24 protein-coding genes are annotated in these 22,640 nt (G+C 71.5%); 14 read left to right on the forward strand and 10 right to left on the reverse strand.

Going from position 1 to position 22,640, the window contains the following annotated elements:
- Positions 1–46 precede the first annotated feature (46 nt).
- From SLV14N_RS35475 to SLV14N_RS35495, 5 genes are all read left to right on the forward strand, one after another.
- Complete coding sequence (locus SLV14N_RS35475) at positions 47–1,012, forward strand: aldo/keto reductase (RefSeq protein ID WP_263272576.1); 966 nt, start codon at positions 47–49, stop codon at positions 1,010–1,012.
- 111 nt (positions 1,013–1,123) lie between these two features.
- Positions 1,124–1,792 carry a uracil-DNA glycosylase gene (locus SLV14N_RS35480; RefSeq protein WP_208688258.1) on the forward strand — a complete coding sequence of 223 codons (669 nt, stop codon included), beginning with the start codon at positions 1,124–1,126 and terminating at the stop codon, positions 1,790–1,792.
- Between the two features lie 123 nt (positions 1,793–1,915).
- Complete coding sequence (locus tag SLV14N_RS35485) at positions 1,916–2,452, forward strand: hypothetical protein (RefSeq protein ID WP_208688259.1); 537 nt, start codon at positions 1,916–1,918, stop codon at positions 2,450–2,452.
- Positions 2,453–2,746: 294 nt separating this feature from the next.
- A complete protein-coding gene (locus SLV14N_RS35490; RefSeq protein WP_263272577.1) occupies positions 2,747–3,070 on the forward strand; it encodes a hypothetical protein in 324 nt (107 codons plus the stop codon).
- Positions 3,067–3,975: a Gfo/Idh/MocA family protein gene (locus tag SLV14N_RS35495; protein ID WP_263272578.1), complete on the forward strand. Its 909-nt coding sequence runs from the start codon at positions 3,067–3,069 to the stop codon at positions 3,973–3,975. Before SLV14N_RS35490 ends, SLV14N_RS35495 begins: the two co-directional genes overlap by 4 nt.
- On the opposite strand, the gene lnt is transcribed toward SLV14N_RS35495, so the two are convergent.
- The 5 genes from lnt to SLV14N_RS35520 all read right to left on the reverse strand — a co-directional run bounded on the left by lnt (position 3,944) and on the right by SLV14N_RS35520 (position 10,445).
- Entirely contained in the window at positions 3,944–5,476 is a 1,533-nt protein-coding gene (gene lnt / locus SLV14N_RS35500; protein ID WP_208686728.1) for an apolipoprotein N-acyltransferase, read from the reverse strand. The genes SLV14N_RS35495 and lnt overlap by 32 nt on opposite strands.
- 139 nt (positions 5,477–5,615) lie before the next feature.
- Positions 5,616–6,098, reverse strand: a complete 483-nt coding sequence (locus SLV14N_RS35505; RefSeq protein ID WP_208686730.1) for a nuclear transport factor 2 family protein — start codon at positions 6,096–6,098, stop codon at positions 5,616–5,618.
- A gap of 60 nt (positions 6,099–6,158) precedes the next feature.
- Positions 6,159–8,102, reverse strand: a complete 1,944-nt coding sequence (locus SLV14N_RS35510) for an ABC transporter ATP-binding protein (protein ID WP_208686732.1) — start codon at positions 8,100–8,102, stop codon at positions 6,159–6,161.
- 240 nt (positions 8,103–8,342) lie between these two features.
- Entirely contained in the window at positions 8,343–9,869 is a 1,527-nt protein-coding gene (locus tag SLV14N_RS35515; protein WP_208686734.1) for a GAF domain-containing protein, read from the reverse strand.
- Positions 9,870–9,911: 42 nt separating this feature from the next.
- Complete coding sequence (locus tag SLV14N_RS35520; protein WP_208686737.1) at positions 9,912–10,445, reverse strand: helix-turn-helix domain-containing protein; 534 nt, start codon at positions 10,443–10,445, stop codon at positions 9,912–9,914.
- Between the two features lie 116 nt (positions 10,446–10,561).
- Here SLV14N_RS35520 and SLV14N_RS35525 point away from each other — a divergent pair, with 116 nt between their 5' ends.
- Positions 10,562–11,335 (forward strand): methyltransferase domain-containing protein, encoded by a 774-nt coding sequence (locus SLV14N_RS35525; protein WP_208688260.1) that lies wholly within the window; start codon positions 10,562–10,564, stop codon positions 11,333–11,335.
- Positions 11,336–11,613: 278 nt separating this feature from the next.
- On the forward strand, positions 11,614–12,003 hold the full coding sequence (locus SLV14N_RS35530) for an STAS domain-containing protein (RefSeq protein ID WP_208686739.1): 390 nt from the start codon (positions 11,614–11,616) through the stop codon (positions 12,001–12,003).
- 52 nt (positions 12,004–12,055) lie between these two features.
- On the opposite strand, the gene SLV14N_RS35535 is transcribed toward SLV14N_RS35530, so the two are convergent.
- The 3 genes from SLV14N_RS35535 to SLV14N_RS35545 all read right to left on the reverse strand — a co-directional run bounded on the left by SLV14N_RS35535 (position 12,056) and on the right by SLV14N_RS35545 (position 14,652).
- Positions 12,056–12,544, reverse strand: a complete 489-nt coding sequence (locus tag SLV14N_RS35535) for a glutathione peroxidase (RefSeq protein ID WP_208686741.1) — start codon at positions 12,542–12,544, stop codon at positions 12,056–12,058.
- Positions 12,504–12,815 (reverse strand): hypothetical protein, encoded by a 312-nt coding sequence (locus SLV14N_RS35540; RefSeq protein WP_018091666.1) that lies wholly within the window; start codon positions 12,813–12,815, stop codon positions 12,504–12,506. The genes SLV14N_RS35535 and SLV14N_RS35540 overlap by 41 nt, the downstream gene beginning before the upstream one ends.
- Before the next feature lie 202 nt (positions 12,816–13,017).
- Entirely contained in the window at positions 13,018–14,652 is a 1,635-nt protein-coding gene (locus SLV14N_RS35545) for an FAD-dependent monooxygenase (protein ID WP_208688261.1), read from the reverse strand.
- 249 nt (positions 14,653–14,901) lie between these two features.
- On the opposite strand from SLV14N_RS35545, the gene SLV14N_RS35550 reads away from it, so the two are divergent.
- From SLV14N_RS35550 to SLV14N_RS35580, 7 genes are read left to right on the forward strand one after another with little or no spacing between them, the layout of a single operon-like run.
- Positions 14,902–16,020: a SchA/CurD-like domain-containing protein gene (locus SLV14N_RS35550; RefSeq protein ID WP_127149525.1), complete on the forward strand. Its 1,119-nt coding sequence runs from the start codon at positions 14,902–14,904 to the stop codon at positions 16,018–16,020.
- A 57-nt stretch (positions 16,021–16,077) separates the two neighbouring features.
- Positions 16,078–16,512, forward strand: coding sequence for a cupin domain-containing protein (locus SLV14N_RS35555; RefSeq protein WP_018091669.1), 435 nt, complete (start codon positions 16,078–16,080; stop codon positions 16,510–16,512).
- Complete coding sequence (locus SLV14N_RS35560) at positions 16,509–17,777, forward strand: beta-ketoacyl synthase (protein ID WP_208686743.1); 1,269 nt, start codon at positions 16,509–16,511, stop codon at positions 17,775–17,777. The genes SLV14N_RS35555 and SLV14N_RS35560 overlap by 4 nt, the downstream gene beginning before the upstream one ends.
- On the forward strand, positions 17,774–19,024 hold the full coding sequence (locus SLV14N_RS35565; RefSeq protein ID WP_109887866.1) for a ketosynthase chain-length factor: 1,251 nt from the start codon (positions 17,774–17,776) through the stop codon (positions 19,022–19,024). The genes SLV14N_RS35560 and SLV14N_RS35565 overlap by 4 nt, the downstream gene beginning before the upstream one ends.
- 15 nt (positions 19,025–19,039) lie before the next feature.
- Positions 19,040–19,309 carry an acyl carrier protein gene (locus SLV14N_RS35570; RefSeq protein ID WP_018091672.1) on the forward strand — a complete coding sequence of 90 codons (270 nt, stop codon included), beginning with the start codon at positions 19,040–19,042 and terminating at the stop codon, positions 19,307–19,309.
- 1 nt (position 19,310) lies between these two features.
- On the forward strand, positions 19,311–19,784 hold the full coding sequence (locus SLV14N_RS35575) for an SRPBCC family protein (RefSeq protein ID WP_018091673.1): 474 nt from the start codon (positions 19,311–19,313) through the stop codon (positions 19,782–19,784).
- Between the two features lie 54 nt (positions 19,785–19,838).
- Entirely contained in the window at positions 19,839–20,171 is a 333-nt protein-coding gene (locus SLV14N_RS35580) for a TcmI family type II polyketide cyclase (protein WP_018091674.1), read from the forward strand.
- A 113-nt stretch (positions 20,172–20,284) separates the two neighbouring features.
- Here the strand turns inward: SLV14N_RS35580 and SLV14N_RS35585 are convergent, their stop codons facing one another.
- A complete protein-coding gene (locus tag SLV14N_RS35585) occupies positions 20,285–21,313 on the reverse strand; it encodes a methyltransferase (RefSeq protein ID WP_208686745.1) in 1,029 nt (342 codons plus the stop codon).
- A gap of 7 nt (positions 21,314–21,320) precedes the next feature.
- Positions 21,321–22,424: a nitrous oxide reductase family maturation protein NosD gene (locus SLV14N_RS35590; protein ID WP_259670622.1), complete on the reverse strand. Its 1,104-nt coding sequence runs from the start codon at positions 22,422–22,424 to the stop codon at positions 21,321–21,323.
- Positions 22,425–22,640 lie beyond the last annotated feature (216 nt).

Consider the following 22,640-nt stretch of genomic DNA (forward strand, 5'->3'; position numbering starts at 1 on the left):
AGGGCCGGCACCACGCGCGTCAGCGGACCTGCCAGGGAGACATGCCATGCACTACCGCACGCTCGGCGGCGATCAGGGGCCCCGCATCAGCGCGATGTGCCTGGGGACGCTGCCGTTCGGCACCACCGTCGACGAGCCGACCTCCTTCGCCGTGCTGGACCGCTTCGCCGAGGCCGGCGGCACCTTCGTCGACACCGCGAACCACTTCGCCTGCTGGGCCCCCGGCGCCACCGGCGACGAGAGCGAGCTGCTGCTCGGCCGCTGGCTGCGCAGCCGGCGCGCGGCCGGCCGTACGGTCCTGGCCACCAAGGTCGGCGCCCGGCCGGACCCGGCCCGTGGTGCCATATGGCCCGCTCATGCCGAGGGCCTGGGCGGGCCGGCCGTCCGCGCCGGGATCGAGGGCAGTCTGCGCCGCCTGGGCACCGACCGGGTGGATCTCTACTACGCGCACCTGGAGGACCGCCGCGTCCCCCTGGACGAGACCGTCGAGGCGCTGGCCCGTCTCGTCCAGGACGGCACCGTGGGCACCCTCGGGGCCGGGAACCACCGGACCTGGCGGCTCGCGGAAGCCCGGCTCATCGCCGCCGGGCGCGGGCTGCCCGGCTTCCGCGCCGTACAGCAGCGGCACACCTATCTGCGGCCGCGCCGGGGCCTGCCGTCCGACCTGCGGGGGGAGGCCGACGAGGAGCTCCTCGACTACGCGGCGACGCACCCCGATCTGACGCCGACCGGGTATGGGACGCTGATGGGGGGCGCCTACTCCCAGGCGGACAGACCGCTGCCGGAGCGTTACGACCATCCCGGCTCGGTGGCCCGGCTGCGGGTGCTGGCGGAGGTCGCGGCGGAGTGTGGGGCCACCGTGAACCAGGTGGTACTGGCGTGGCTGATGGGCGGCCCGGTGCCGGTGGTGCCGGTGCTCGGGGTGAGCTCGGTGGCGCAGCTGGACGAATGCCTGGCGGCGCTCGCTCTGCGGCTGGACCCCGTCCAGCGCGCCAGGCTCGACACCGCTTGAGGGAGCAGGCCCCGGGCCGATCGGCCCGCGGACGGCGTTGTCAGTGGTCGCCGGTAGGTTCTTCAACTGAGAACGCATCGCACACCGGAGGTTGTTGACGTGGTGACCGACATGCTGCCCGAGTCCTGGCGCGGGGTCCTCGGCGAGGAGTTGGAGAAGCCCTATTTCAAGGAGCTCACCGACTTCGTCGAGGAGGAGCGGGCCAACGGTCCGGTCTATCCGCCCCGCGAGCAGGTCTTCGCGGCGCTGGAGGCGACGCCCTACGACCAGGTGAAGGTGCTCATCCTGGGCCAGGACCCGTATCACGGTGCGGGGCAGGGCCATGGCCTGTGCTTCTCCGTGCAGCCCGGCATCAAGACGCCGCCGTCGCTGCGGAACATCTACAAGGAGATGAAGGAGGAGCTGGGCCACCCGGTTCCGGACAACGGCTATCTGATGCCCTGGGCCCAGCAGGGTGTGCTGTTGCTGAACGCCGTTCTGACGGTCCGCGAGGCCGAGGCCAATTCGCACAAGGGCAAGGGGTGGGAGAAGGTCACCGACGCGGTGATCCGTGCGGTGGCCTCCCGGCCCGACCCTGCGGTCTTCGTGCTGTGGGGGAATTACGCCAAGAAGAAGCTGCCGCTGATCGACGAGGAGCGGCATGCCGTGGTGCAGGGGGCGCACCCCTCCCCGCTGTCGGCGAAGAAGTTCTTCGGCTCCCGCCCCTTCACCCAGATCAACGCGGCGGTCGCCGCGCAGGGCCATGCCCCGATCGACTGGCGCATCCCTGACCTGGGCTGAGCCGGTGGGCCCGGCCGGCGGGCCCGGCCACCCGGTGCGTCGCGCACACCGCGCGCAGCTCCCTTCCGGCGGTTAGCGTCGAGGGAACGGCAGCGCGGTGTGAGCGGATACGGGAGTGCAGTGGTGGAAGCGCGGCGGGAGGCGACGCCCGAGGACGGGGTGCTGACCCGGATCGGCCAGGCGATCATGCTGCATCGCGCCGGCGACCGGGAAGAGGCACGCAACCGTCTCTCGGCGCTGTGGCACGAGATCGGGCCGCAAGGAGACGCCTTCCACCGCTGCACCCTCGCCCACTACATGGCCGACACCCAGGACGACCCCCGGGACGAACTCGACTGGGATCTGCGGGCCCTGGAGGCGGCCGAGGGCTTCGTCACCGAGCGACCCGCGGGCACCGCCGCCACACCCGGGGAGTCCCGGGTCGCCGACGGCCCCGGCCCCCGCCACCCCCTCGTCGCGCTCCGGGCGTTCTTCCCCTCCCTGCATCTCAATATCGCGGCCGACTACGCCGCCCTCGACCGGCCGGCCGACGCGCGCGCCCAGCTGCGGCGGGCGCGGGTCTCGGTCAACGCCCTCGCCGACGGCGAATACCGCCAGGGCCTCAGGGACGCGATCGACCGGCTGCAACTGCGCCTCGACGGGGCCGCGGGCACGCCATAGGGGGCGTCTTCCCGATCAGGCCGGGCTCGCGGGGTGTGGCACGCACGCTCGCCGCGTTGTCGTCACTCTCCCCCACGCCTCAACGGCGCGGGGGGACCCCCATCGCTCCGCGTCGACTCCCTCCTCCGCCTTGCGATCGCACGCACCACACCCCGCTCCCTGATCCGGCCTGATCGGGAAGACGCCCCCTAGCGGCACGGAACGACGTCACCGCCCCAGCATCCCGTCGAGCAGCTCCGCACAGGAGGTGCGAGCGGCGTACGGGCGGGGAGGGCCGTACGGAATTGTCCCGCGGTGCAGGAGAACAGCACTCCGACGCACCAGACGATCATGCGCAGTGCGTGCCGTTCGGGCGCGGTGGACCCGGCCGCCGCCGGCATCGCTGTCACCGGCATCGCCGCCGCCGGCATCGCCGTCACCGGCTCCCGGAAGCCGGGCCCCGCCCCTTCCGCCGGCGTCCCGGGCATCTCGCGCGGTGTCAGCACCGCCGCCTCCCGTGACACCGGATCTGGCGCCGCGAAGCATGGACGGGATGCCGACTGGCGGCCGCCGACCGGCACGTATGCTTCCCGCACGCAGGGCACCACCAGCGCGGCACAACCCAGGGAGCATGAGTGAAGGTCGGCTGCATCGGACTCGGCGACATCGCCCAGAAGGCGTACCTCCCCGTCCTGGGCACACAACCGGGGCTCGAACTGCATCTGCACACCCGCACCCCGGACACCCTGCAACGGGTCGGCGCCACCCACCGGCTGCCCGCGGCCCAGCTCCACCCGGACCTGGACTCGCTGCTCGCCACGGGCCTGGACGCCGCCTTTGTGCACGCCGCCACCTCCGCCCACCCCGAGATCGTGACCCGGCTGATCGAGGCCGGCGTACCGACCTATGTCGACAAGCCGATCGCCTACGAGCTGGAGGCGTCCCAGCGCATCGTCGCGCTCGCCGAGGAGCGGGGAGTGGGCCTCACCGTCGGCTTCAACCGCCGCTTCGCGCCCGCCTACGCCCAGTGCCGTGAGCACGCCCGCGATCTGATCCTGATGCAGAAGAACCGCATCGGTCTGCCCGAGGACCCGCGCACCCTGGTGCTGGACGACTTCATCCATGTCGTCGACACCCTGCGGTTCCTCGTCCCCGGGGAGGTCGACCACATCGATGTGCGGGCCAGGGTCCGGGAGGGGCTGATGCAGCATGTGGTGCTGCAGCTGTCCGGCGACGGCTTCACCGCCGTCGGCGCCATGAACCGTCTCAGCGGTTCCACGGAGGAGATCCTCGACGTCTCCGGGCAGGACACCAAGCGCCAGGTCGTCAATCTCGCCGAGGTCATCGACCACAAGGGGCAGCCGAGCGTCCGGCGTCGCGGCGACTGGGTGCCGGTCGCCCGTCAGCGCGGTATCGAGCAGATCGTCCTGGCGTTCCTGGACGACGTACGGGCCGGCCGGCAGCCGTCCGCCCGGGACGCGCTGCGCACCCATGAACTCTGCGAACGGGTGGTCACCGACGCGCTGGCGCAGACCGCCTGCTGAGCGCCCGCAGGCCGGCATACCCGCCGGCGATCACCAGCGCGCCCATCGCCCCGTACACCGCCCAGTCGCCGAACCGGGTGTACGGGCTGGTGCCCTCGGCCAACGGCAGATCGTAGACGGCCGCCGCGCTGCGGTCGGTGCCGAGCCGCTCGCCGATCTGCTCGCCCCGCGGGCCGTACACGGCACTGATGCCGGTGAGGGTGGAGTGCACCATCGGCCGCCAGGTCTCCGCGGCGCGCAGCGCGGCCAGCGAGGCGTGCTGCGCGGGCGCCCAACTGCCCTGGAAGGTCGAGGTCGAGGACTGGGCGACCAGCACCTGTGCACCGTCGCGCACCAGATGGCGGCTCATATCGGGAAAGGCGCTCTCGAAGCACACCAGTGGCCCGACGCGCAGTCCGCCCGCGGACGCGACCGGGAGCACCACCGGGGCGGTGCCGCGCAGCCGGTCCGTCGGGGCGGCCTTGCCCACCTGGGTCGCCCAGCCGAGCAGGGACCGGAACGGGATGTACTCGCCGAAGGGCACCAGCCGCATCTTGGCGTAGCGGTCCCCGGTCGGCCCGTCCGGCCCGATCAGCACCGCGCTCTTGGAGATGCCCGGCCGGTCGGCGTGCGCGGAGTCGGCGTTGATCAGCAGCTCGGCGCCGGTCCGCCGGGAGAGCGCGGCGAGACGTTCGGCGAGCGCCGGGCGGTCCGCCGGGTCCTGGGAGAGGCTGCTCTCGCCCCAGACGACCAGCCGTACCCCGCGGTCCGCCAGCGACCGGGTGAGTGTTTCACTCCGGGCCAGCCGTTCCGCCGGGGTGCCGGTCAGGTTGGGCTGGACGACGGCGATCCGTACCGTGCCGGCGGCGCGGGGGACCGGCGCCCAGAACCAGACCGCGGTGACCGCCAGCGCGCACACCAGCAGCCCGGCGACGGCGGGCAGCCGTGCCGCCGGGCGGGCGATCAGCTCGGCCAGTGCGGTGTTCACCGCCACGATCAGCAGGCTGACCAGCCACACCCCGCCGATCGACGCCAGCCGCAGCGCGGGCGGTACCTGCCACTGGCCGGCGCCCAGCAGCCCCCACGGGCCACCCAAGTACTCCCAGGACCGCACCAGTTCGACCATCAGCCAGCCCGAGGGCACCAGCACCAGCGCGGCGGCACACCGGGCCGCGCCGGGCGCACCGCCCAGCAGCGCACGCACCAGCAGCCCCCAGGGCGCCCACAGCGCCCCGAGCAGCAGGGCCAGCACGAGGATGAAGACGTGCAGGCTCGGCAGCAGCCACTGGTGGACGGCGAGTATGAAGCCGGTGCCGCCCAGCCAGCCGTCCAGCGCCGCCCGCCCGTAGGTCGGCGCCGTCCGCACCAGCAGCAGCCAGGGCACCAGGCAGGCATACGCCAGCCACCACCAGGAGGGGGCGGGGAAGGTGAGGGCCGGCACCGCACCGGCGAGCGCGGCGGCCAGGCCCCGCGCCCAGGGGGAGCCGGGCCACCGCGCCTGCTGGCCGAGCGGTTTGTCCATGCCGGGCTCCCTGGTGCCGGTTTTCGCCGGTCGGACGGCCAGTGTGCGCGGGTGTGCCGATCAAGGAAAGGGGTGTCGCCGCAACAGCCGATAGCGGGACGTCACGGTCGATATCGGCCGGGGCGGACGGCGGGGCCGGTCAGTCGTCCACCGGCCGTACCTGGCGCCACTTCTCGTGGACGACGACGCCGGTCAGCCGCCAGCCGTCGGTGGTGCGGCGGGCGGTGAATTCATAGCGTCCGGCGCAGGTGTAGTTGGGGGCGGTCGGCCCGTCCCCGGTGTCCGACGCGGGGCCGGCGAGCCGCATCGGGTTGAGGTAGTCGGCCTGGATCGTGGCCGTGTCGCCGGGGGCGCCGTCCCGCCGGGCGAGGGTGATACGGCGGTTGACGATCAGATGCTGCCGTATCGCGAAGTGCCGCAGCATCTCGGCGAGCCAGGCCGCCATCTCCTCGGCGCCGCCCTCGATGCCGCCCGCCGAGCGGTAGTCGGCCCGGCCGTCCGGGGTGAACAGGGACAGATAGCCGGGCCAGTCGCCGTCGTCCAGGGTGATGGCGTACCCGGTGACCAGATCGTCGAGGGCGAGGCGGTCCATGAGCGTGGAGTGTTCCGCGCGCTGCGTCATCGCCTCAGTTTTCGGCATACCGAGGCCCCCGCCAAGAGGCGGGGGCCCACCGGCGCGGCGTCAGTTCACCAGCGCCGACTCCGGCAGGAGATCCGGGCCGGAATCCGGACGCCCGGCTTCCACCGCGGCGGCCGGCCGGTCATCCGAGTCGGTGAACTGGGTCCGGTACAGCTCCGCATACCGCCCCTCGGCCGCCAGCAGCGTCTCGTGCGTCCCGCGCTCGACGATCCGCCCGCCCTCGACCACCAGGATCTGGTCCGCGGCCCGTACGGTCGACAGCCGGTGGGCGATGACCAGTGCGGTACGGCCGTCCAGCGCCTCGGTGAGCGCCTCCTGCACCGCCGCCTCGGAGGTGTTGTCCAGGTGGGCGGTGGCCTCGTCCAGGATCACCACCCGGGGGTGGGCGAGCAGCAGCCGGGCGATCGTCAGCCGCTGGCGTTCACCGCCCGAGAGGCGGTAACCGCGCTCGCCGACGACGGTGTCCAGCCCGTCGGGAAGTCCGGCGATCAGTTCCTCCAGACGGGACCGGCGCAGCGCGTCCCACAGCTCCGCCTCGGTCGCCTCCGGCTTGGCCAGCAGCAGGTTCTCGCGGATCGAGTCATGGAAGAGGTGCCCGTCCTGGGTGACCATCCCGAGGACGTCGCGCAGTGAGGCGGCGGTCAGATCACGGACGTCCACCCCGGCCAGCCGGACGGCCCCCGCGTCGGTGTCGTACAGCCGCGGCAGCAGCTGGGCCACGGTCGACTTCCCGGCGCCCGAGGAGCCGACCAGGGCGACCATCTGGCCGGGTTCGGCGCGGAAGGAGATGCCGTGCAGGACCTCTTCGCCGCCGCGGGTGTCGAGGGTCGCGACCTCCTCCAGGGAGGCCAGCGAGACCTTGTCGGCGGACGGGTAGCCGAAGCGCACGGAGTCGAACTCCACGGACACCGGGCCCTCGGGGACCGTGCGGGCGTCCGGCTTCTCGGTGATCAGCGGCTTGAGGTCGAGCACCTCGAAGACCCGCTCGAAGCTGACCAGCGCGCTCATCACCTCGATATGGGCGCCGGACAGCGCGGTCAGCGGGGCGTAGAGCCGGGTGAGCAGCAGGGCGAGCGAGACGATCGCGCCGGCCTCCAGCTGTCCGCGCAGCGCGAGGAAGCCGCCCAGGCCGTAGACGACGGCCAGCGCCAGGGCGGAGACCAGGGTGAGCGCGGTGACGAAGTACGTCTGGACCATGGCCGAACGGACCCCGATGTCACGCACCCGGCGGGCCCGGGTGGCGAACTCGGCGGACTCGCGGGCCGGACGGCCCATCAGCTTGACGAGGGTGGCACCCGGCGCGGAGAACCGCTCCGTCATCTGCGTGCCCATCTCCGCGTTGTGGTCGGCGCCCTCCCGGCGCAGATCCGCCAGCCGCCGGCCGACCCGGCGGGCGGGCAGCACGAACACCGGCAGCAGCACCAGCGCGATCAGGGTGATCTGCCAGGACAGGGTGAGCATCACCCCGAGGGTCAGCAGCAGCGTCACGATATTGCTGACGACCCCGGACAGGGTGTCGCTGAACGCCCGCTGCGCACCGATCACATCGTTGTTCAGACGGCTGACCAGCGCTCCGGTGCGGGTGCGGGTGAAGAAGGCGATCGGCATCCGCTGGACGTGGTCGTAGACCGTCGTGCGCAGATCCAGGATCAGGCCCTCGCCGATGCTCGCCGAAAGCCAGCGGGTCAGCAGCCCCAGACCGGCCTCCGCGACCGCGATGACGGCGATCAGCACGGACAGGCCGACGACGATGGACGGTGAGTCGCCGCCCACGATGGCGTCCACCACCCGCCCCGCGAGCAGCGGGGTGGCCACCGCGAGCATCGCGGTCACCGTGCTCAGGACGAGGAACCACACCAGATGGCGGCGGTGCGGGCGGGCGAACGCCGTGATGCGGCGCAGGGTGCCGCGGGAGAAGCGGCGCCTGCCCTGCTGCGCGGTCATCGAGCTGTGCAGTGCATGCCAGGCGGTGACTTCCATGTCCATCGTGGCCTCCAAGGTGCCGGGATCGCATCACGGGATCGCCGTGAGTGACCGGCGACTTAACAGGAACCTAGGACCTCAACCAATGTTGAGGTCAAGCGATTCCGATGTGGTCACCCGTCAGGGCCTCCACGGGGCACCACGGTCATCGTGCGTCGGGCGCACAGGCATCGTGAAGACCTGCCCGCCGCGCCGCGCCGCGCCCACGACCGTCCCGCCGAACGGGCCGTGCCGTCCGGCGGATCAGGAGCCGGACCGGCCTTTGAGGGGGCGCTCCCAGGTCAGGCGCGGATGCGCGCCGTCCGGACAGCTCACCGTCAGCCGTACGCCCGCCCGTCCGTCGGGCAGTGTGGCGGTGGCGTCCACGACGACCGACACACGGGCCGGCTGCGAAGGCGCCGAGGCCTCCACCGCCGCCAGCGCCTCACCGAGCGCGGCCACCAGCTCCCGGCCGCTCCGGTCGTCGACCCGCGCGTCGACCGGGCCGGCGAACCGCACCGACGGGCGGCCGCCGAGCGCCGCGGTGGCCGCGCCGGCCACCCGCAGCACCCGGGTACGGAGACCGGGCGGCGCCTCCGACGGCCCCTGCTGGAGCGCGATGATCGCCGTCCTGATCTCCTGGATCGTCGCGTCGAGCTCGTCGATCGCCCCGCCGAGCCCGTCCCGCACCTCCGGCAGCACAGCCTTGTGCCGCGCGGTCTCCAGCAGCATTCCGGTGGCGAACAGCCGCTGGATGACCAGATCGTGCAGATCGCGGGCGATACGGTCGCGGTCCTCGAAGACGGCGAGCCGCTCGCGGTCCCGGTGCCGGTCGACGAGGACCAGCGCCACCGCGGCCTGGGCGGCGAACTGGGTCGCCAACGTCCGTTCGGGGTGGCTGAAGCGGCGGTCGCCGGACATCCGGCACAGCGCGAGCGCGCCCAGCACCCGCCCGTGGCTGCGCAGCGGCAGCAGCATCGTCGGGCCGTAGTGGCGCGACAGCGGGGAGACCGAGCGGGGGTCGGCGGCGAAGTCGTCGGAGAAGACGGCGAGCCCGGCGTGCAGTTGGTGGAGCACCGGGCTCTCCGGCGGGATCCGGCCGCGAAAGGCCTCGGTCCGTACGGCTTCCGGCAGCACGGTGGAGATCGCCACCACCTCCATACCGCCCTCGGCGTGCGGCAGCAGGACCGCTCCGGTCGCCGCCTCGGCCAGCTCCCGGCCCTGCTCCGCGACGACGGTGAGGGCGTTCGTGGCCGTGGAGCGGGTCTCGGGCCCGGCCAGCAGTGCCGTGGTGACGGATGCCGCGCCGTCGATCCAGCGCCTCCGCTGCCGGGCGGCGGAGTGCATCCGGGCATTGCTCAGGGCGATCCCGGCCTCGGTGGCCAGCACCCGCACCAGATGCAGATCCCCCTCGCCGAACTCCTCGCCGTCACCCTTCCCCGCGAGATACAGCGTGCCGAACAGCTCCCCCTGCACCTGGATGGGCACCTCCAGCGAGGCCCCGGCGGACGGCTCGGCCTCGGGGGAGACGCCGTGGGCGATCAGGTCGCCCGGCCCGCCGTCCTCGTCGTGGATGCCGACGGCGGCATGGCGCGCACCTGTGAGGGAGGCGGCGGTCTCCGCTATACGGTCCAGCGCACGGCGCAGATCGTGGTCGGAGCCGACCGCCGCCATCGCTTCCAGGAGCTGCGGAAGCCGGGAGATCGGCCCCCCGGCCAGCGCACGCAGGCTCTGCGCGGTCCGTTCGGGGAGTTCTCCCGCGGGGTCCGACGGCTTCAGGGCACACCTCACACTTTCCGGCGTTCCGGACAGTCTAATTCGCCCGAAAGTGTGTTATTCGAGCTGCTCGGATGCGGTGTCCGAGCGAGGTGCACGGGAGGAGATCAGGGGGCCGATCACCTGGGTGCCGGGCCCGGTCCGCCCGCCGGGGCCGGGCATCTGGCGGGTGTTGTCCGTCGTCAGCGGCTCGCCGCAGTGTCCGCACACGGCCACCATCGTGGTGTCCCGGTCGCAGCTCAGATGGTGGATACGGGCCGGGGGGCCGGCCTCGCCCGCGTACCAGCGGTCGCCCCAGTTCATCAGCGCCAGCAGCACGGGGTAGAGCTCCCGGCCCTTCCGGGTCGCCACGTAATGCTCGCGCGGCGGCCGCTCCTGATAGCGCTCGCGGGCCAGGACGCCCTCCTCGACCAGCCGCGACAGCCGGACGGTGAGGACTTTGCGGGAGATGCCCAGGTCGTGGGCGAGCTCGTCGAACCGGCCGATCCCCGTCAGTACGTCACGCATGATCAGCGCCGTCCAGGCGTCGGAGAACAGGTCGGTGGCGCGGGCGATCGAGCAGGCCACGTCGGCCAGCGGGGTGCGGGTCATGGTGTGAGCGTACCGAAGTTCCCTGAGGGAACTAAGGCTGCTAAGTTCCCTCAGGGAACGCGTCATGCACCGGCCGGAAAGGCGCCGGGGTGGTCGACTACCGAGGGGAGAACGCCATGGGCAGCGCTCGGCTGATCGCGCTGGACTCCGCCGACCCGGACACGGTCGACGGACGGCAGATCCGGGCGGCCGCCTTCCAGGGCGTACGACTGGCGTACACCTCCGGCGTCCTGGAACGCCTCGGCCGGCCACGGTCCGGACGCGCCCTGGTCGTGGGCAGCGGCCGCGGACTGCTGGCGCGCGGCCTCGTCGGCCTCGGCTTCCAGGTGACCGCCGTCGATCCGTCGGAGTCCGCGAGCGCGCTGGCCCGGGCGGCCGCGGAGCGCGACGGCCTCACCATCGAGCACCGCACCGCACCCGCGGAACGGCCGGCCGTCCCCGAGGCGGCCTTCGGCCTCGTCTATCTCGCGGACACCCTGGAAATCACCGCCACCCCCGACCGGGTGGTCGAACAGGCCGCCCGCGCCCTCGCACCCGGCGGCGTACTCGTCTACGACACGGTGAACCGCACCCCGGTGTCCCGGCTGGTCTACCTCGTGGGCTTCCAGCGCCTGCCGATGACCCGGATCGTGCCGGCCGGCCGGTATGCCGCGAGCCGGCTGCGCACACCGTCCGAAGTCGCCGCGCTGCTGGCGCGCCACGGTCTCACCGACGGCGGGATCTGCGACTTCAGGCCGCACGGTGTCCGCAGTCTGATTGCGGGTGTACGGGCCCGCCGCGCCGGCCGGGTGACCGACGATGTGCTCGAAGCCATGGTCGGCTTTGCGCTCGCCCCTGGGAGCAAACCCTTGGTCACCTATCTCGGCCACGCCCGCAAGGGGCGACTTTGAGACAACCTTCAGATGTCCCGGCCGCTGGGACTTGGACGCCGCGGCCTGCGGGTAAGCCGTAGACAACTACGGACAGCTGCAGAAACGCAGGAACACAGGCGACACACCACGCACCACCCACGACCCGGAAACGGGCCGACCCGCCCGGATTGCGCCGGGCGCCCCCCACACCTACCGAACGTCTCCGCCGCAGACGCGTGGCCATATCCCGCGCCTCGGCACGAAAGTGGGCCGGGCCGATGGATCAAGTGGAACAAGGTCAGTACTACCCGAGACTTGTGGGACCCAGCCGCGCGGCAGGCGGCACGACCGTGCTGGAACTCCGCGGTGAACTGGACATCCTCGCCGTGTCGGTGCTGTCCGACCGGCTGGACGACCTCACCGGTGTCCAGGGCGCCGATCTCCTGCTCGATGTGCGCGCGGTGACGTTCATCGACTGCGCCGGTCTGTCGCTGCTCAGCCGCGCCCGCTACCGGACCCGGCAGCGGGGCGGCCGGCTGCGGCTGACCGGTGTCACCCGCGGCGGGAGTGTCGGGCGGCTGTTGCGCATGACCGGGCTGAACGGCACCTTCGAGATCGTGTCCGACGGGGACGGCGCCGAGGAACCGGCCGCCGGCGCCGCCGGACCGTCCGAGGTCACGGACGGCGCCGGCACCGCCGTTGCCTGACCCGCGCCCCCGTACGCCGCCCGCCCCGCGGACCGGCGGCGCGGGCACCGGCTCAGGCCGGCAGGACCGCCTCGATGGCGGTGACCAGCTCCTCGGCCTCCGGCTCGGTCCGCGGCCGGAAGCGGCCCGCGACCTTGCCCTCGGCATCGATCAGGAACTTCTCGAAGTTCCACTGGACGTCGCCGGCCGCCCCCTCGGCGTCCTCGGTGTCCGTCAGCGCCGCATACAGCGGGTGCCGGTCCGCGCCGTTGACCTCGGTCTTCTCGAACAGCGGGAAACTCACGCCGTACGTCGCGGAGCAGAAGGTGGCGATCTCCTCGGCGGTGCCCGGCTCCTGGCCCGCGAACTGGTTGCTGGGGAAGCCCAGCACACGGAAGCCACGGTCCCCGTAGCGCTGCTGCAGCCGCTCCAGGCCCGAATACTGCGGGGTCAGCCCGCACTTGGACGCCACATTCACCACCAGCAGGGCCTTGCCCCGGTAGTCGGCGAGTGAAGCGGGCTCACCTGTCAGGGTGCGCAGGGGAATGTCGTACAGGCTCACGGTCATGCTCCTCGTCGCGGTTCCGCGGATAGGGACGTCCCTCGTCCGTCCCAACAGCGCCGCCCGCGCGGATCTTCCCCGGATCGTCCACCGGCCAGGAGACGACCGGCCGCAGCTCCCCCGAGCGCCACTCCTTGAGCAGCTGATCGAAGATCGGCGTCTCCTCCTCGGCCGGGCGGCGCGCCTGCGGAGCAGGGGGCGGCAGCGGCGGCGGCTGGCGGGGGAGCGAGATGCGCTGAAAGGGGTGAGCGGCGGGCTTCTTGGCGTCCATGCCCGGACTCAACCGGAAATCGGCCCCCGAGTTGCGGGACGCGGCCGGGACGGCCCCCAGATGCCCCTGCGGTGGTGACAGGCAGAAGATACGTTCGCGCGCCGGAGGGGCCGGCGGATGTCCCGCCGGCCCCTCCGTCATCAGTAGCCTTGAGTGCCGTGCGGCCCGGCCCCTGCCGTTCGAACAGGGCCGGGCGGGCCGGTCAGCTCCGGCAGAGCAGCGAGGCGAGGACCTCCCGGAGCGCCGCCTCGGGGTCGGCCACCCGCCCCTCGGCGCGCCATGCGACGAAGCCGTCGGGGCGCACCAGCACCGCGCCCTCCGGCGTCGTCCCGTGCTTCTCGGCCCAGTCGGCGTCCTCCGCGGGGGCCAGGTCGTCGTTCGGCCCGGTGCCGATCATGTAGCACTGCAGCCCCAGGGAGAACTCCTCATTGGCGCCCTTGGCCGCGGTGCGCCACATCTCGCCGTCGGAGCCGGTCAGCAGGACGAAGGACTTCTCGTACAGATCGAGGGTCGAGCGGCGCTCGCCGGCGGCCTGCAGCCACATGTGCGGGGCGCGGGTGCCCGGCTCGCCGGTCAGCCGCATCTGCTCGGGCACCACCGGCAGCTCGGGGTCGGCGCCGACGACCGCGCCCTGCGGATAGCAGTACCCCAGGGCCACGGTGAGCACCCCGCGCTGCCGGCCGCCGCCCGCACCGGGCGCCGGGGCGTACCCCGGGTGGCTGTGCTCGGCGGAGCGGGCCGAGGCACGGGCACTGGTTTCCCGCGCCACCGGCTGCCGCTCCGCCTCGTACGAGGCCAGCAGTCCGGGGCCTGCCGAGCCGTTCAGCACGGTGGCGAGTTTCCAGGCGAGGTTGTGGGCGTCCTGGATGCCGGTGTTGGAGCCGAACGCCCCGGTGGGGGACATCTCGTGGGCCGAGTCGCCGGCGAGGAAGACCCGGCCGGTCCCGTACCGTTCGGCGACCCGCTCAGCGGCGTGCCACGGCGCCTTGCCGGTGATCTCAACTGCCATGTCCGGTACGCCCGTTGCCCGGCGGATGTGGTCGATGCACCGCTCGTCGGTGAAGTCCTCCAGGGTCTCGCCCCGGTCCGGGTGCCACGGGGCGTGGAAGACCCATTCGGCCCGGTTGTCCACCGGCAGCAGGGCGCCGTCGGCCTCGGGGTTGGTCAAGTAGCAGGCGATGAAGCGGCGGTCGCCCACGGCGTCCGCGAGCTCCGGCGCGCGGAAGGTGATGCTCACGTTGTGGAACAGGTCGCCGGGACCCGTCTGCCCGATGCCCAGCCGCTCGCGGACCGGGCTGCGCGGGCCGTCGGCCGCGATCAGGTAGTCCGCGCGCACGGTGCTCTGCTCACCGGTCTCCCGGTTCCTCAGGACCGCGGTCACGCCCTGCGCGTCCTGCTCGAAGGAGCTCAGCTCGGTGGAGAACCGCAGGTCACCGCCCAGCTCACGGGCGCAGCGCACCAGCACCGGCTCCAGGTCGTTCTGGCTGCACAGGCACCAGGCGGACGGGCTGAACCGGGCCAGCCCGCCGCCCGGGTCGATCTCCTTGAACAGCCACTCCTGGTCGTCGCCGGTGAGTGAACGGGCCTGCAGGATCCCGTGGTTGTCGGCCAGCGTCGAGGCGGCCTCGCGGATCCGCTGCTCCGCGCCGGCCACGCGGTACAGCTCCATGGTGCGGACGTTGTTCCCCCGCCCGCGCGGGTGGCGGGAGGTGTCCGAGTGCTTCTCGACCAGCAGATGTCGGACACCCAGACGTCCCAGGAACAGCGACGCGGACAGGCCGACCAGGGACCCGCCCACGATGAGTACCGGAACCCGGTCTTCGGCGGTGGGATTCATTGCGTGCTCCAGCTCCAGGGGCGTGTACGGCAGATGGAGCACGAATGCCCGGCTGAGGGCCTGTTCGATCACGGTTCACCTGCATGGCTCACAGATCTCGCGCCACCCGTGGGTCCCGGCCACGATCGAATCCGGGACGCCCCCGGACACCGGGCAGGCCGCCCCCACCATCCGGCTCAGTCACCGGATCGCACCGGAACTGACGACGCACCACTGGGGCCGTCGGGCCCCGAAGGAGATGCGTAGACGATGACAACGCTGTCGGAACGAATATCCCAGTCAGCCTTCGACGGCTCGCGGCTTCGGGTCGTGCTGCTTCTGGATCTCCACGAGGGAGCCCAGCAGGACTTCCTGGAAGCCTACGAGCACCTGCGCAACCAGGTCGCGTCCGTCCCCGGGCACATCACCGACCAGCTGTGCCAGTCCATCGAAAACCCCTCGCAGTGGCTCATCACCAGCGAATGGGAGAGCGCACCGCCGTTCCTGGCCTGGGTCAACAGCGAGGAACACGTCAAGATGGTCCAGCCGCTGCACGGCTGTGTCCGCGACACCCGCTCGCTGCGCTTCAGCGTGCTGCGCGAGACCTCGAACATCGCCAGCCTCGCGCCCGAGCCCCCCAAGGGACGGCTGCAGGCCAACCCCCGCGTCGGCGACGGGGTGGTCCGGCACGCGCTGACCTTCACCGTGAAGCCGGGCAGCGAATCGATGGTCGCGGAGATCCTCGCCGGGTACACCTCCCCGGAGGCCCGGGTCGACGACACCACCAGGCTCCGCCGCACCTCCCTCTTCATGCACGGCAACCGCGTCGTGCGCGCGGTCGAGGTGCAGGGCGACCTCGTCGCGGCGCTGCGGCACATCTCCCAGCAGCCCGAGGTCAGGGCCGTCGAGGAAGCCATCAACCCGTATCTGGAGCAGGACCGCGACCTCAGCGACCCGAACTCCGCCCGGGTGTTCTTCACCCGCGCCGCACTGCCCGCGGTGCACCACGTCGCGTCGGGCGGACAGCAGCCGGACGGCATCCGCCGGCATGCGCTGTACTACCCGGCCAAGGAGGGCTGCGGTATGGCGCTGGCCCGGATGCTGGCCCGCCAGGACGAACTGGCCGCCGACGACCCGTCCTGTCCCGTCGCCGGCAGCACCATCTTCCAGCGCGACGACGTAGTGGTCCGGATGGTCGATCTGCGCATCCCCGTCGACAGCGACCCCATGCTGTCGCTCGGTGTACGCGGCCCCCGCAAGACGGCCGTGCTGCGGCGCCTCATCGACACCGATGTGGCCGGCGGTCTGTCGAACGACCGCGAGATCACGCGCTTCCTGGAGCGTTCCGACATGGCGCTCATCACCGACCGCCGGGCACCGGGCGCCTGACGCCCCCGGCCTCTCACCCCATTCAACCGCCGGCACCACGCCCCTGGAGGAACAGCCATGACCACGCACCGCCCACGCATCGTGGACCTCAGCGAGACCCAGCCCAACCGCCGGCGCGGAGGTGATCTGCGCGCCATGCTGACACCCAGCGCGGTGGGCGCCACGAGCGGCTTCATGGGCATGGCACTCGTGCAGCCCGGCGAGCGCATCGGCGAGCACTACCACCCGTACTCCGAGGAGTTCGTGTACGTCGTGCAGGGCGCGCTCGAAGTCGACCTGGACGGGGAACCGCACCCGCTGCGCCCGGACCAGGGTCTGCTGATCCCCCCGTACATGCGGCACCGCTTCCGCAATGTCGGGAAGGAAGAGGCCCGCATGGTCTTCCACCTCGGCCCGCTGGCACCGCGCCCCGAGCTCGGACACGTCGACACCGAGGGCTCGGAGGAGAGCACACCGGCCGCGCCACCGGAACGCACGGAGCCGGTGTCATGACCCGCCGCGTGGCGGTCACCGGCGTCGGCATCGTCGCTCCGGGCGGCGTGGGTGTGCCCGCCTTCTGGGACCTGCTGTCCTCCGGCCGTACGGCGACCCGTGGCATCACCCTCTTCAACCCCGAGGGTTTCCGCTCACGTATCGCCGCCGAGTGCGACTTCGATCCCGCGGCCCACGGTCTGAGCGAGGAGCAGGTGGCCCGCTCGGACCGGTACATCCAGTTCGCGATGGTCGCCGCGAACGAGGCGCTGCGCAGCTCCGGCCTGGACACCGAGGCCGAGGACCCCTGGCGCATCGGGGTGTCCCTGGGCACCGCGGTCGGCGGCACCACGCGTCTCGAACACGACTATGTCGCCGTCAGCAGCCACGGTGCCCGGTGGGATGTGGACCACCGGCCGGCCGGCCGCCATCTGGAGCGGGCGTTCTCCCCGAGTTCGCTCGCCTCCGCGGTGGCGGAACAGATCGGCGCCCACGGCCCGGTGCAGACCGTCTCCACGGGCTGCACCTCCGGCCTCGACGCCATCGGCTACGCCTTCCACACCATCGAGGAGGGCCGGGTCGATGTCTGTATCGCCGGCGCCTCGGACTCGCCGATCTCCCCGATCACCGTGGCCTGCTTCGACGCGATCAAGGCGACCTCGGCGAACAACGACGATCCCGCACACGCCTCCCGCCCGTTCGACGCCAACCGCGACGGATTCGTGATGGGTGAGGGCGGCGCCGTGCTCGTCCTGGAGGAGCTGGAACACGCCCGCGCCCGCGGAGCGACCATCCACTGTGAGATACGTGGCTATGCCACCTTCGGCAACGCGTACCACATGACCGGCCTCACCCAGGAGGGCCTGGAGATGGCCGAGGCGATCAACCGCGCACTCGGCCACGCCAGGATCGACGCCACCCAGGTGGACTACGTCAATGCGCACGGCTCGGGAACCCAGCAGAACGACCGGCACGAGACGGCCGCCGTCAAGCGGTCGTTGGGTGCCCATGCCCACCAGGTGCCGATGAGTTCCATCAAATCCATGGTGGGCCACTCGCTCGGAGCGATCGGCGCGATCGAGATCGTGGCCTGTGTGCTGGCACTCACCCACCAGGTGGTGCCGCCGACGGCCAACTACGAGACTCCGGACCCGGAGTGCGACCTCGACTATGTGCCCAAGACGGCCCGGGAGCTGCCGCTGCGTTCGGTGCTCTCGGTCGGCAGCGGCTTCGGTGGATTCCAGTCAGCGGTGGTACTGACCCGACAGGGTGGGAGGGCAACATGAGCTCCCCGAAAGAACGTCGTTCCGTCGTCACCGGCATCGGCGTCATCGCCCCCAACGGGGTGAGCACCGAGACCTTCTGGAAGGCGACGGTGGAGGGCATCAGTGTCCTCGACCACGTCACCCGTGAGGGGTGTGAACATCTGCCCCTCAAGGTCGCCGGTGAGGTACGGGGCTTCGACCCGGCGGATCTGATCGAGGAGCGCTACCTCGTCCAGACCGACCGGTTCACCCACTTCGCCATGGCGGCGGCCAACCTCGCGCTGGACGACGCCCGTCTCGGCCGTGCCGACTACAACGACTCACCGTTCGCGGTGGGGGTCGTCACGGCCGCGGGATCGGGCGGTGGCGAGTTCGGCCAGCGGGAGCTGCAACGGCTCTGGGGCCAGGGCTCCCGCCATGTCGGCCCGTACCAGTCCATCGCCTGGTTCTATGCGGCGAGCACCGGACAGATCTCCATCCGTGGCGGCTTCAAGGGGCCGTGCGGCGTCGTGGCCAGCGACGAGGCGGGCGGTCTGGATGCCCTGGCGCATGCCGGCCGCACCATCCGGCGCGGCACCGACGCCGTCGTCGTGGGTGCCGCCGAGGCACCACTGGCCCCCTACTCGGTCGTCTGCCAGCTCGGCTACGACGATCTGAGCAAGCTCGACGATCCGGCCCGCGCCTACCGCCCGTTCACCAGCGGCGCCTGCGGATTCGTGCCCGCCGAGGGCGGCGCGATGCTGATCGTCGAGGAGGAGGCGGCGGCCGAGAGCCGCGGGGCGAGTGTCCGGGCCGTGCTGGCCGGGCATGCCGCGACCTTCACCGGAGCCTCCCTGTGGGAGGAGTCCCGCGACGGGCTCGCCCACGCGATCCGTGGCGCGCTGGAGGATGCGCGGTGCGCCCCGGAGGAGATCGATGTGGTGTTCGCGGATGCGCTCGGTGTCCCCGCGGCCGACCGGGCCGAGGCGCTGGCGCTCGCGGACGCCCTGGGCCGGCACGCCTCGCAGGTCCCGGTGACCGCTCCCAAGACGGGCACCGGCCGGGCGTATTGCGGCGCCCCCGTCCTGGACACCGCGGCCGCGGTGCTCGCGATGGAGTACGGCGTCGTGCCGCCCACCCCCAACGTCGTCGACGTCTGCCATGACCTTGACGTGGTGACCGGCCGGGCCCGCCCCGCCGAGTTGCGGACGGCGCTGGTGCTGAGCCGGGGACTGATGGGCTCGAACGCGGCGCTGGTGCTGCGGAAGGGCTCCGGGTCCCCCTCATGAGAAGGAGAACCTCAGATGACCGCTCAACTGACGCTCAATGAGCTGGCCGCGCTGATGAAGTCCGCGGCCGGCCTCACCGTCGACCCCAAGGAGCTGACGAACCGGCAGGACGCGACGTTCGCCGACTTCGGCCTCGACTCGCTCGGGCTCCTCGGGATCGTGGGCGAGCTGGAGAACCGGCAGGGCCGGCCGATGCCGACCGACGCGGAGCGCTGCAAGACGCCGCGCGACTTCCTCGCCCTCGTGAACACCGCCAACGACACCGTGCCTACGACAGGAGCATGACATGCCTGGCCACACCGAGAACGACATCACCATCGCGGCGCCCCTCGACCTCGTCTGGGACATCACCAACGACATCGAGAACTGGCCGCAGCTGTTCAGCGAGTACGCCTCGGTCGAGGTGCTGTCCAGGGAAGGCGACAAGACCACCTTCCGGCTGACGATGCACCCGGACGACAACGGCACCGTCTGGAGCTGGGTCTCCGAGCGGGTCGTCGACCGCCAGAACCGTTCGGTGCGCGCCCGCCGCGTCGAGACCGGCCCGTTCGCGCACATGGACATCCACTGGAAGTACGCCGAGATCCCGGGCGGCACCTCGATGCACTGGACCCAGGACTTCGCGATGAAGCCCGACGCCCCGGTCGATGACAAGGGCATGACCGAGATGATCAACCGCAACTCCCGGATCCAGATGGAGCTCATCCGGGACCGGATCGAACAGCGGGACCGCGAGCTCCGGTCCACCACCGTCAGCTGACGGCCCGCCAGGCCGCGTTCGGACCGCCTCCCGGCGGCAACGAAGGGACCCCTGATGCATCACGCTCTGATCGTCGCTCGTATGGCACCCGGTTCGGCTCCGGACATCGCCGAGGTCTTCAAGGCCTCCGACCGTACGGAACTGCCCCACCTGGTCGGTGTCTCGCGACGGACCCTCTTCCAGTTCGGTGACGTGTATCTGCACCTCATCGAATCCGACCGGCCGCCCGGCCCGGAGATCGCCAAGGTGACGGAACACCCCGAATTCCGCGCCGTCAGCGACAAGCTGTCCGCCTACGTCAGCGCCTACGACCCGGAGACCTGGCGAAGCCCCAAGGACGCGATGGCCCAGCAGTTCTACAGCTGGCAGCGCGACGGCAGCAGCTGACGCGCACGCGGAGCCGAGGAGACCCCTCGGCTCCCGCGCATCCCCGGACAGGGGCAAGGCCGCCCGGCGAGGAGCACTCTCCTCACCGGGCGGCCTGCCGTGCCCGGACCTTCTCATTCGGGGACGGTGCATTCGAAGGCGTGCAGATACGGGTTGACGACCAGGATGTCGCCGACCTTCAGACCCGCCTCGGCCATCCGGCTGACCAGGCTCGCCTTGGTGTGCTTGGCGCCGCCGACATTGAGCAGCAGCAGCAGATCCATGGCGGTGGTGAACTTCATGGAGGGGCTGTCATCGACGAGGTTCTCGATGATCACGACGCGGGCGCCGGGACGGGCGGCCCTGACCACGTTCCGCAGCGTTCTGCGGGTGCTCTCGTCGTCCCACTCCAGGATGTTCTTGATGATGTAGACATCGGCCTGGACCGGGATGTCGTCGCGGCAGTCCCCGGGCACGATCCGTACCCGCGGGGCCAGCGCACCGCCGTCCCGCAGCCGCGGGTCCGGGTTCGCCACGACCGTGGGCAGATCGAGCAGGGTGCCCTGGAGCGTGGGGTACTTCTCCAGCAGGCTGGCAAGGACATGCCCCTGGCCACCGCCGATGTCCGCCACCGAGGACGCCCCGCTCAGATCGAGCAGCCCCGCGATGTCCTGCGCCGACTGCTTGCTGGACGTGGTCATCGCCCGGTCGAAGACCTCGGCGGACTCCCGTGCGTCCTGGTGCAGGTAGTCGAAGAACCCCTTGCCGTACAGGTCGTCGAAGACGCTGCGGCCGGAGCGCACCGCGTCGTCCAGCCGCGGCCAGGCCTCCCAGGTCCACGGCTCCGTGCACCACAGGGAGATGTAGCGCAGGCTGTTCGGGGTGTCCTCCCGCAGCAGCCGGGACATCTCCGTGTGGACGTACTTCCCGTCGTCGGTCTCGGCGAAGATCCCGTAGCAGGACAGCGCGCGCAGCAGCCGGTCCAGCGGCCGCGGCTCGGTCTGCACCGCGGCGGCCAGTTCCTCCGCGGTGGTGGGCCGGTCGCCGAGTGCGTCGGCGACGCCGAGGCGCGCCGCCGCCCGTACGGCCGCCGCACACGCGGCTCCGAAGATGAGCTCCCGGAGCTGCATGGCCGGCTGGGGAGTGGGACTTACGGTGGTCATTGCGCCTCTATTCTCCCGTGGCGGACGGGTTCAGCCCGTCCCGGTGCAGCCGTCGGCACAGCCCGGCCGGCTCCGAGGTCCGGCAGACGTTGTGGATGAACCGGTTCCCCTTGCCGGGGAGGTCCCGGTTGGCCAGGTCCACCGGCTTGTTGTGCAGCACGATGTTGTGGCTGATGACGTTGTGGTGGTTGAGCACCTTCACGAAGCTGTGGAACAGCACGACACCGCCGGAGAGCGGGGACTTGCCGTGGTGGTCCCGGATCACATTGCGCCGCACCAGGACGTGCTCGGCGCCGGTGAGCACGATGCCGGAGCCCTGGATGTCCGGCAGCCGGCTGTTCCCCTTGCAGAACTTGTTGTTCTTGTAGATGGAGTTGTTCCGGACCGTCAGCGCTCCGGCCTGGGGGCGGGACTCGTCGCCGACGACGAACACCCCACCGCAGTTCCTGGTCATGGTGTTGTAGCTGACCGTCAGGTTTCTGACCCGCCGGATCGTGACCCCGATCCGGTTACCCGCGAGGTAGTTGTCGCTGATCACGGCGCCCCGGGTGTCGGAGCCGCCGCCTTCTTCCTTGGTCTTGTTCGCGAGGAAGATGCCCGCGTCGCCGTTGTCGACGAGAGTGTTGTCCCGGAAGATGCCCCGGATGGACTTCTCCTGCGCGATGCCCCACACGCCGCTCTTCCGCACGGTCACGTGGTGTACCGAGAGCCGGTCGGTCGCGGAGGCCCAGATCCCGGTCTTCTTGGCGCCGCTGACGGTCAGCGAGCGAATGCTGACGTCCCGGAGCGCTCTGTTCTTCCCGACGACGCAGATGCCGTGGCCGGCCTGCCCGCAGGCGTTGGTGGTCCGTTTGCCCGACGGAGTGATCACCGTCTTCCGGCCCGCACCCACCAGGTGCAGCCGGGACTTGTTGATCTGCACGCTCTCTCTGTAGCGTCCGGGCCGGATGACGATGGTGTCACCCGGCCTTGCCTTGTTCACCGCGCGTTGGATCGACTCCCCTGCGTGGACGACATGGCGTCCCGGAGCGTCGCACGGTGAAGCCGCACCCAGGCCGCCGATCATCATCGCGGCGACGCAGCCCATGTATTTCACGTGTCGTAGCACCATGAGGCGAAGCTATGGGTGATCACTCCGGCTCGCCACATGTGGTGACCCGATCGTCACGGTGTGTGCAGACGCCAGCTTTCGACGCGCCGTCAGCTCCGTTCCCCCGGCCCGTCGTCGGGCCCGCCATCAGGGCCGGTCAGCGGGCTTTTCCGGGGCCTTTTCGGGGGCATCGGACGGACCGGGGCGCGGTCCGCAATCGGCCGGCCCGGAATCAGC

The sequence above is a fragment of the Streptomyces sp. Je 1-4 4N24 genome (assembly GCF_026239515.1).
In the GTDB taxonomy this organism is placed as follows: domain Bacteria; phylum Actinomycetota; class Actinomycetes; order Streptomycetales; family Streptomycetaceae; genus Streptomyces; species Streptomyces nigrescens.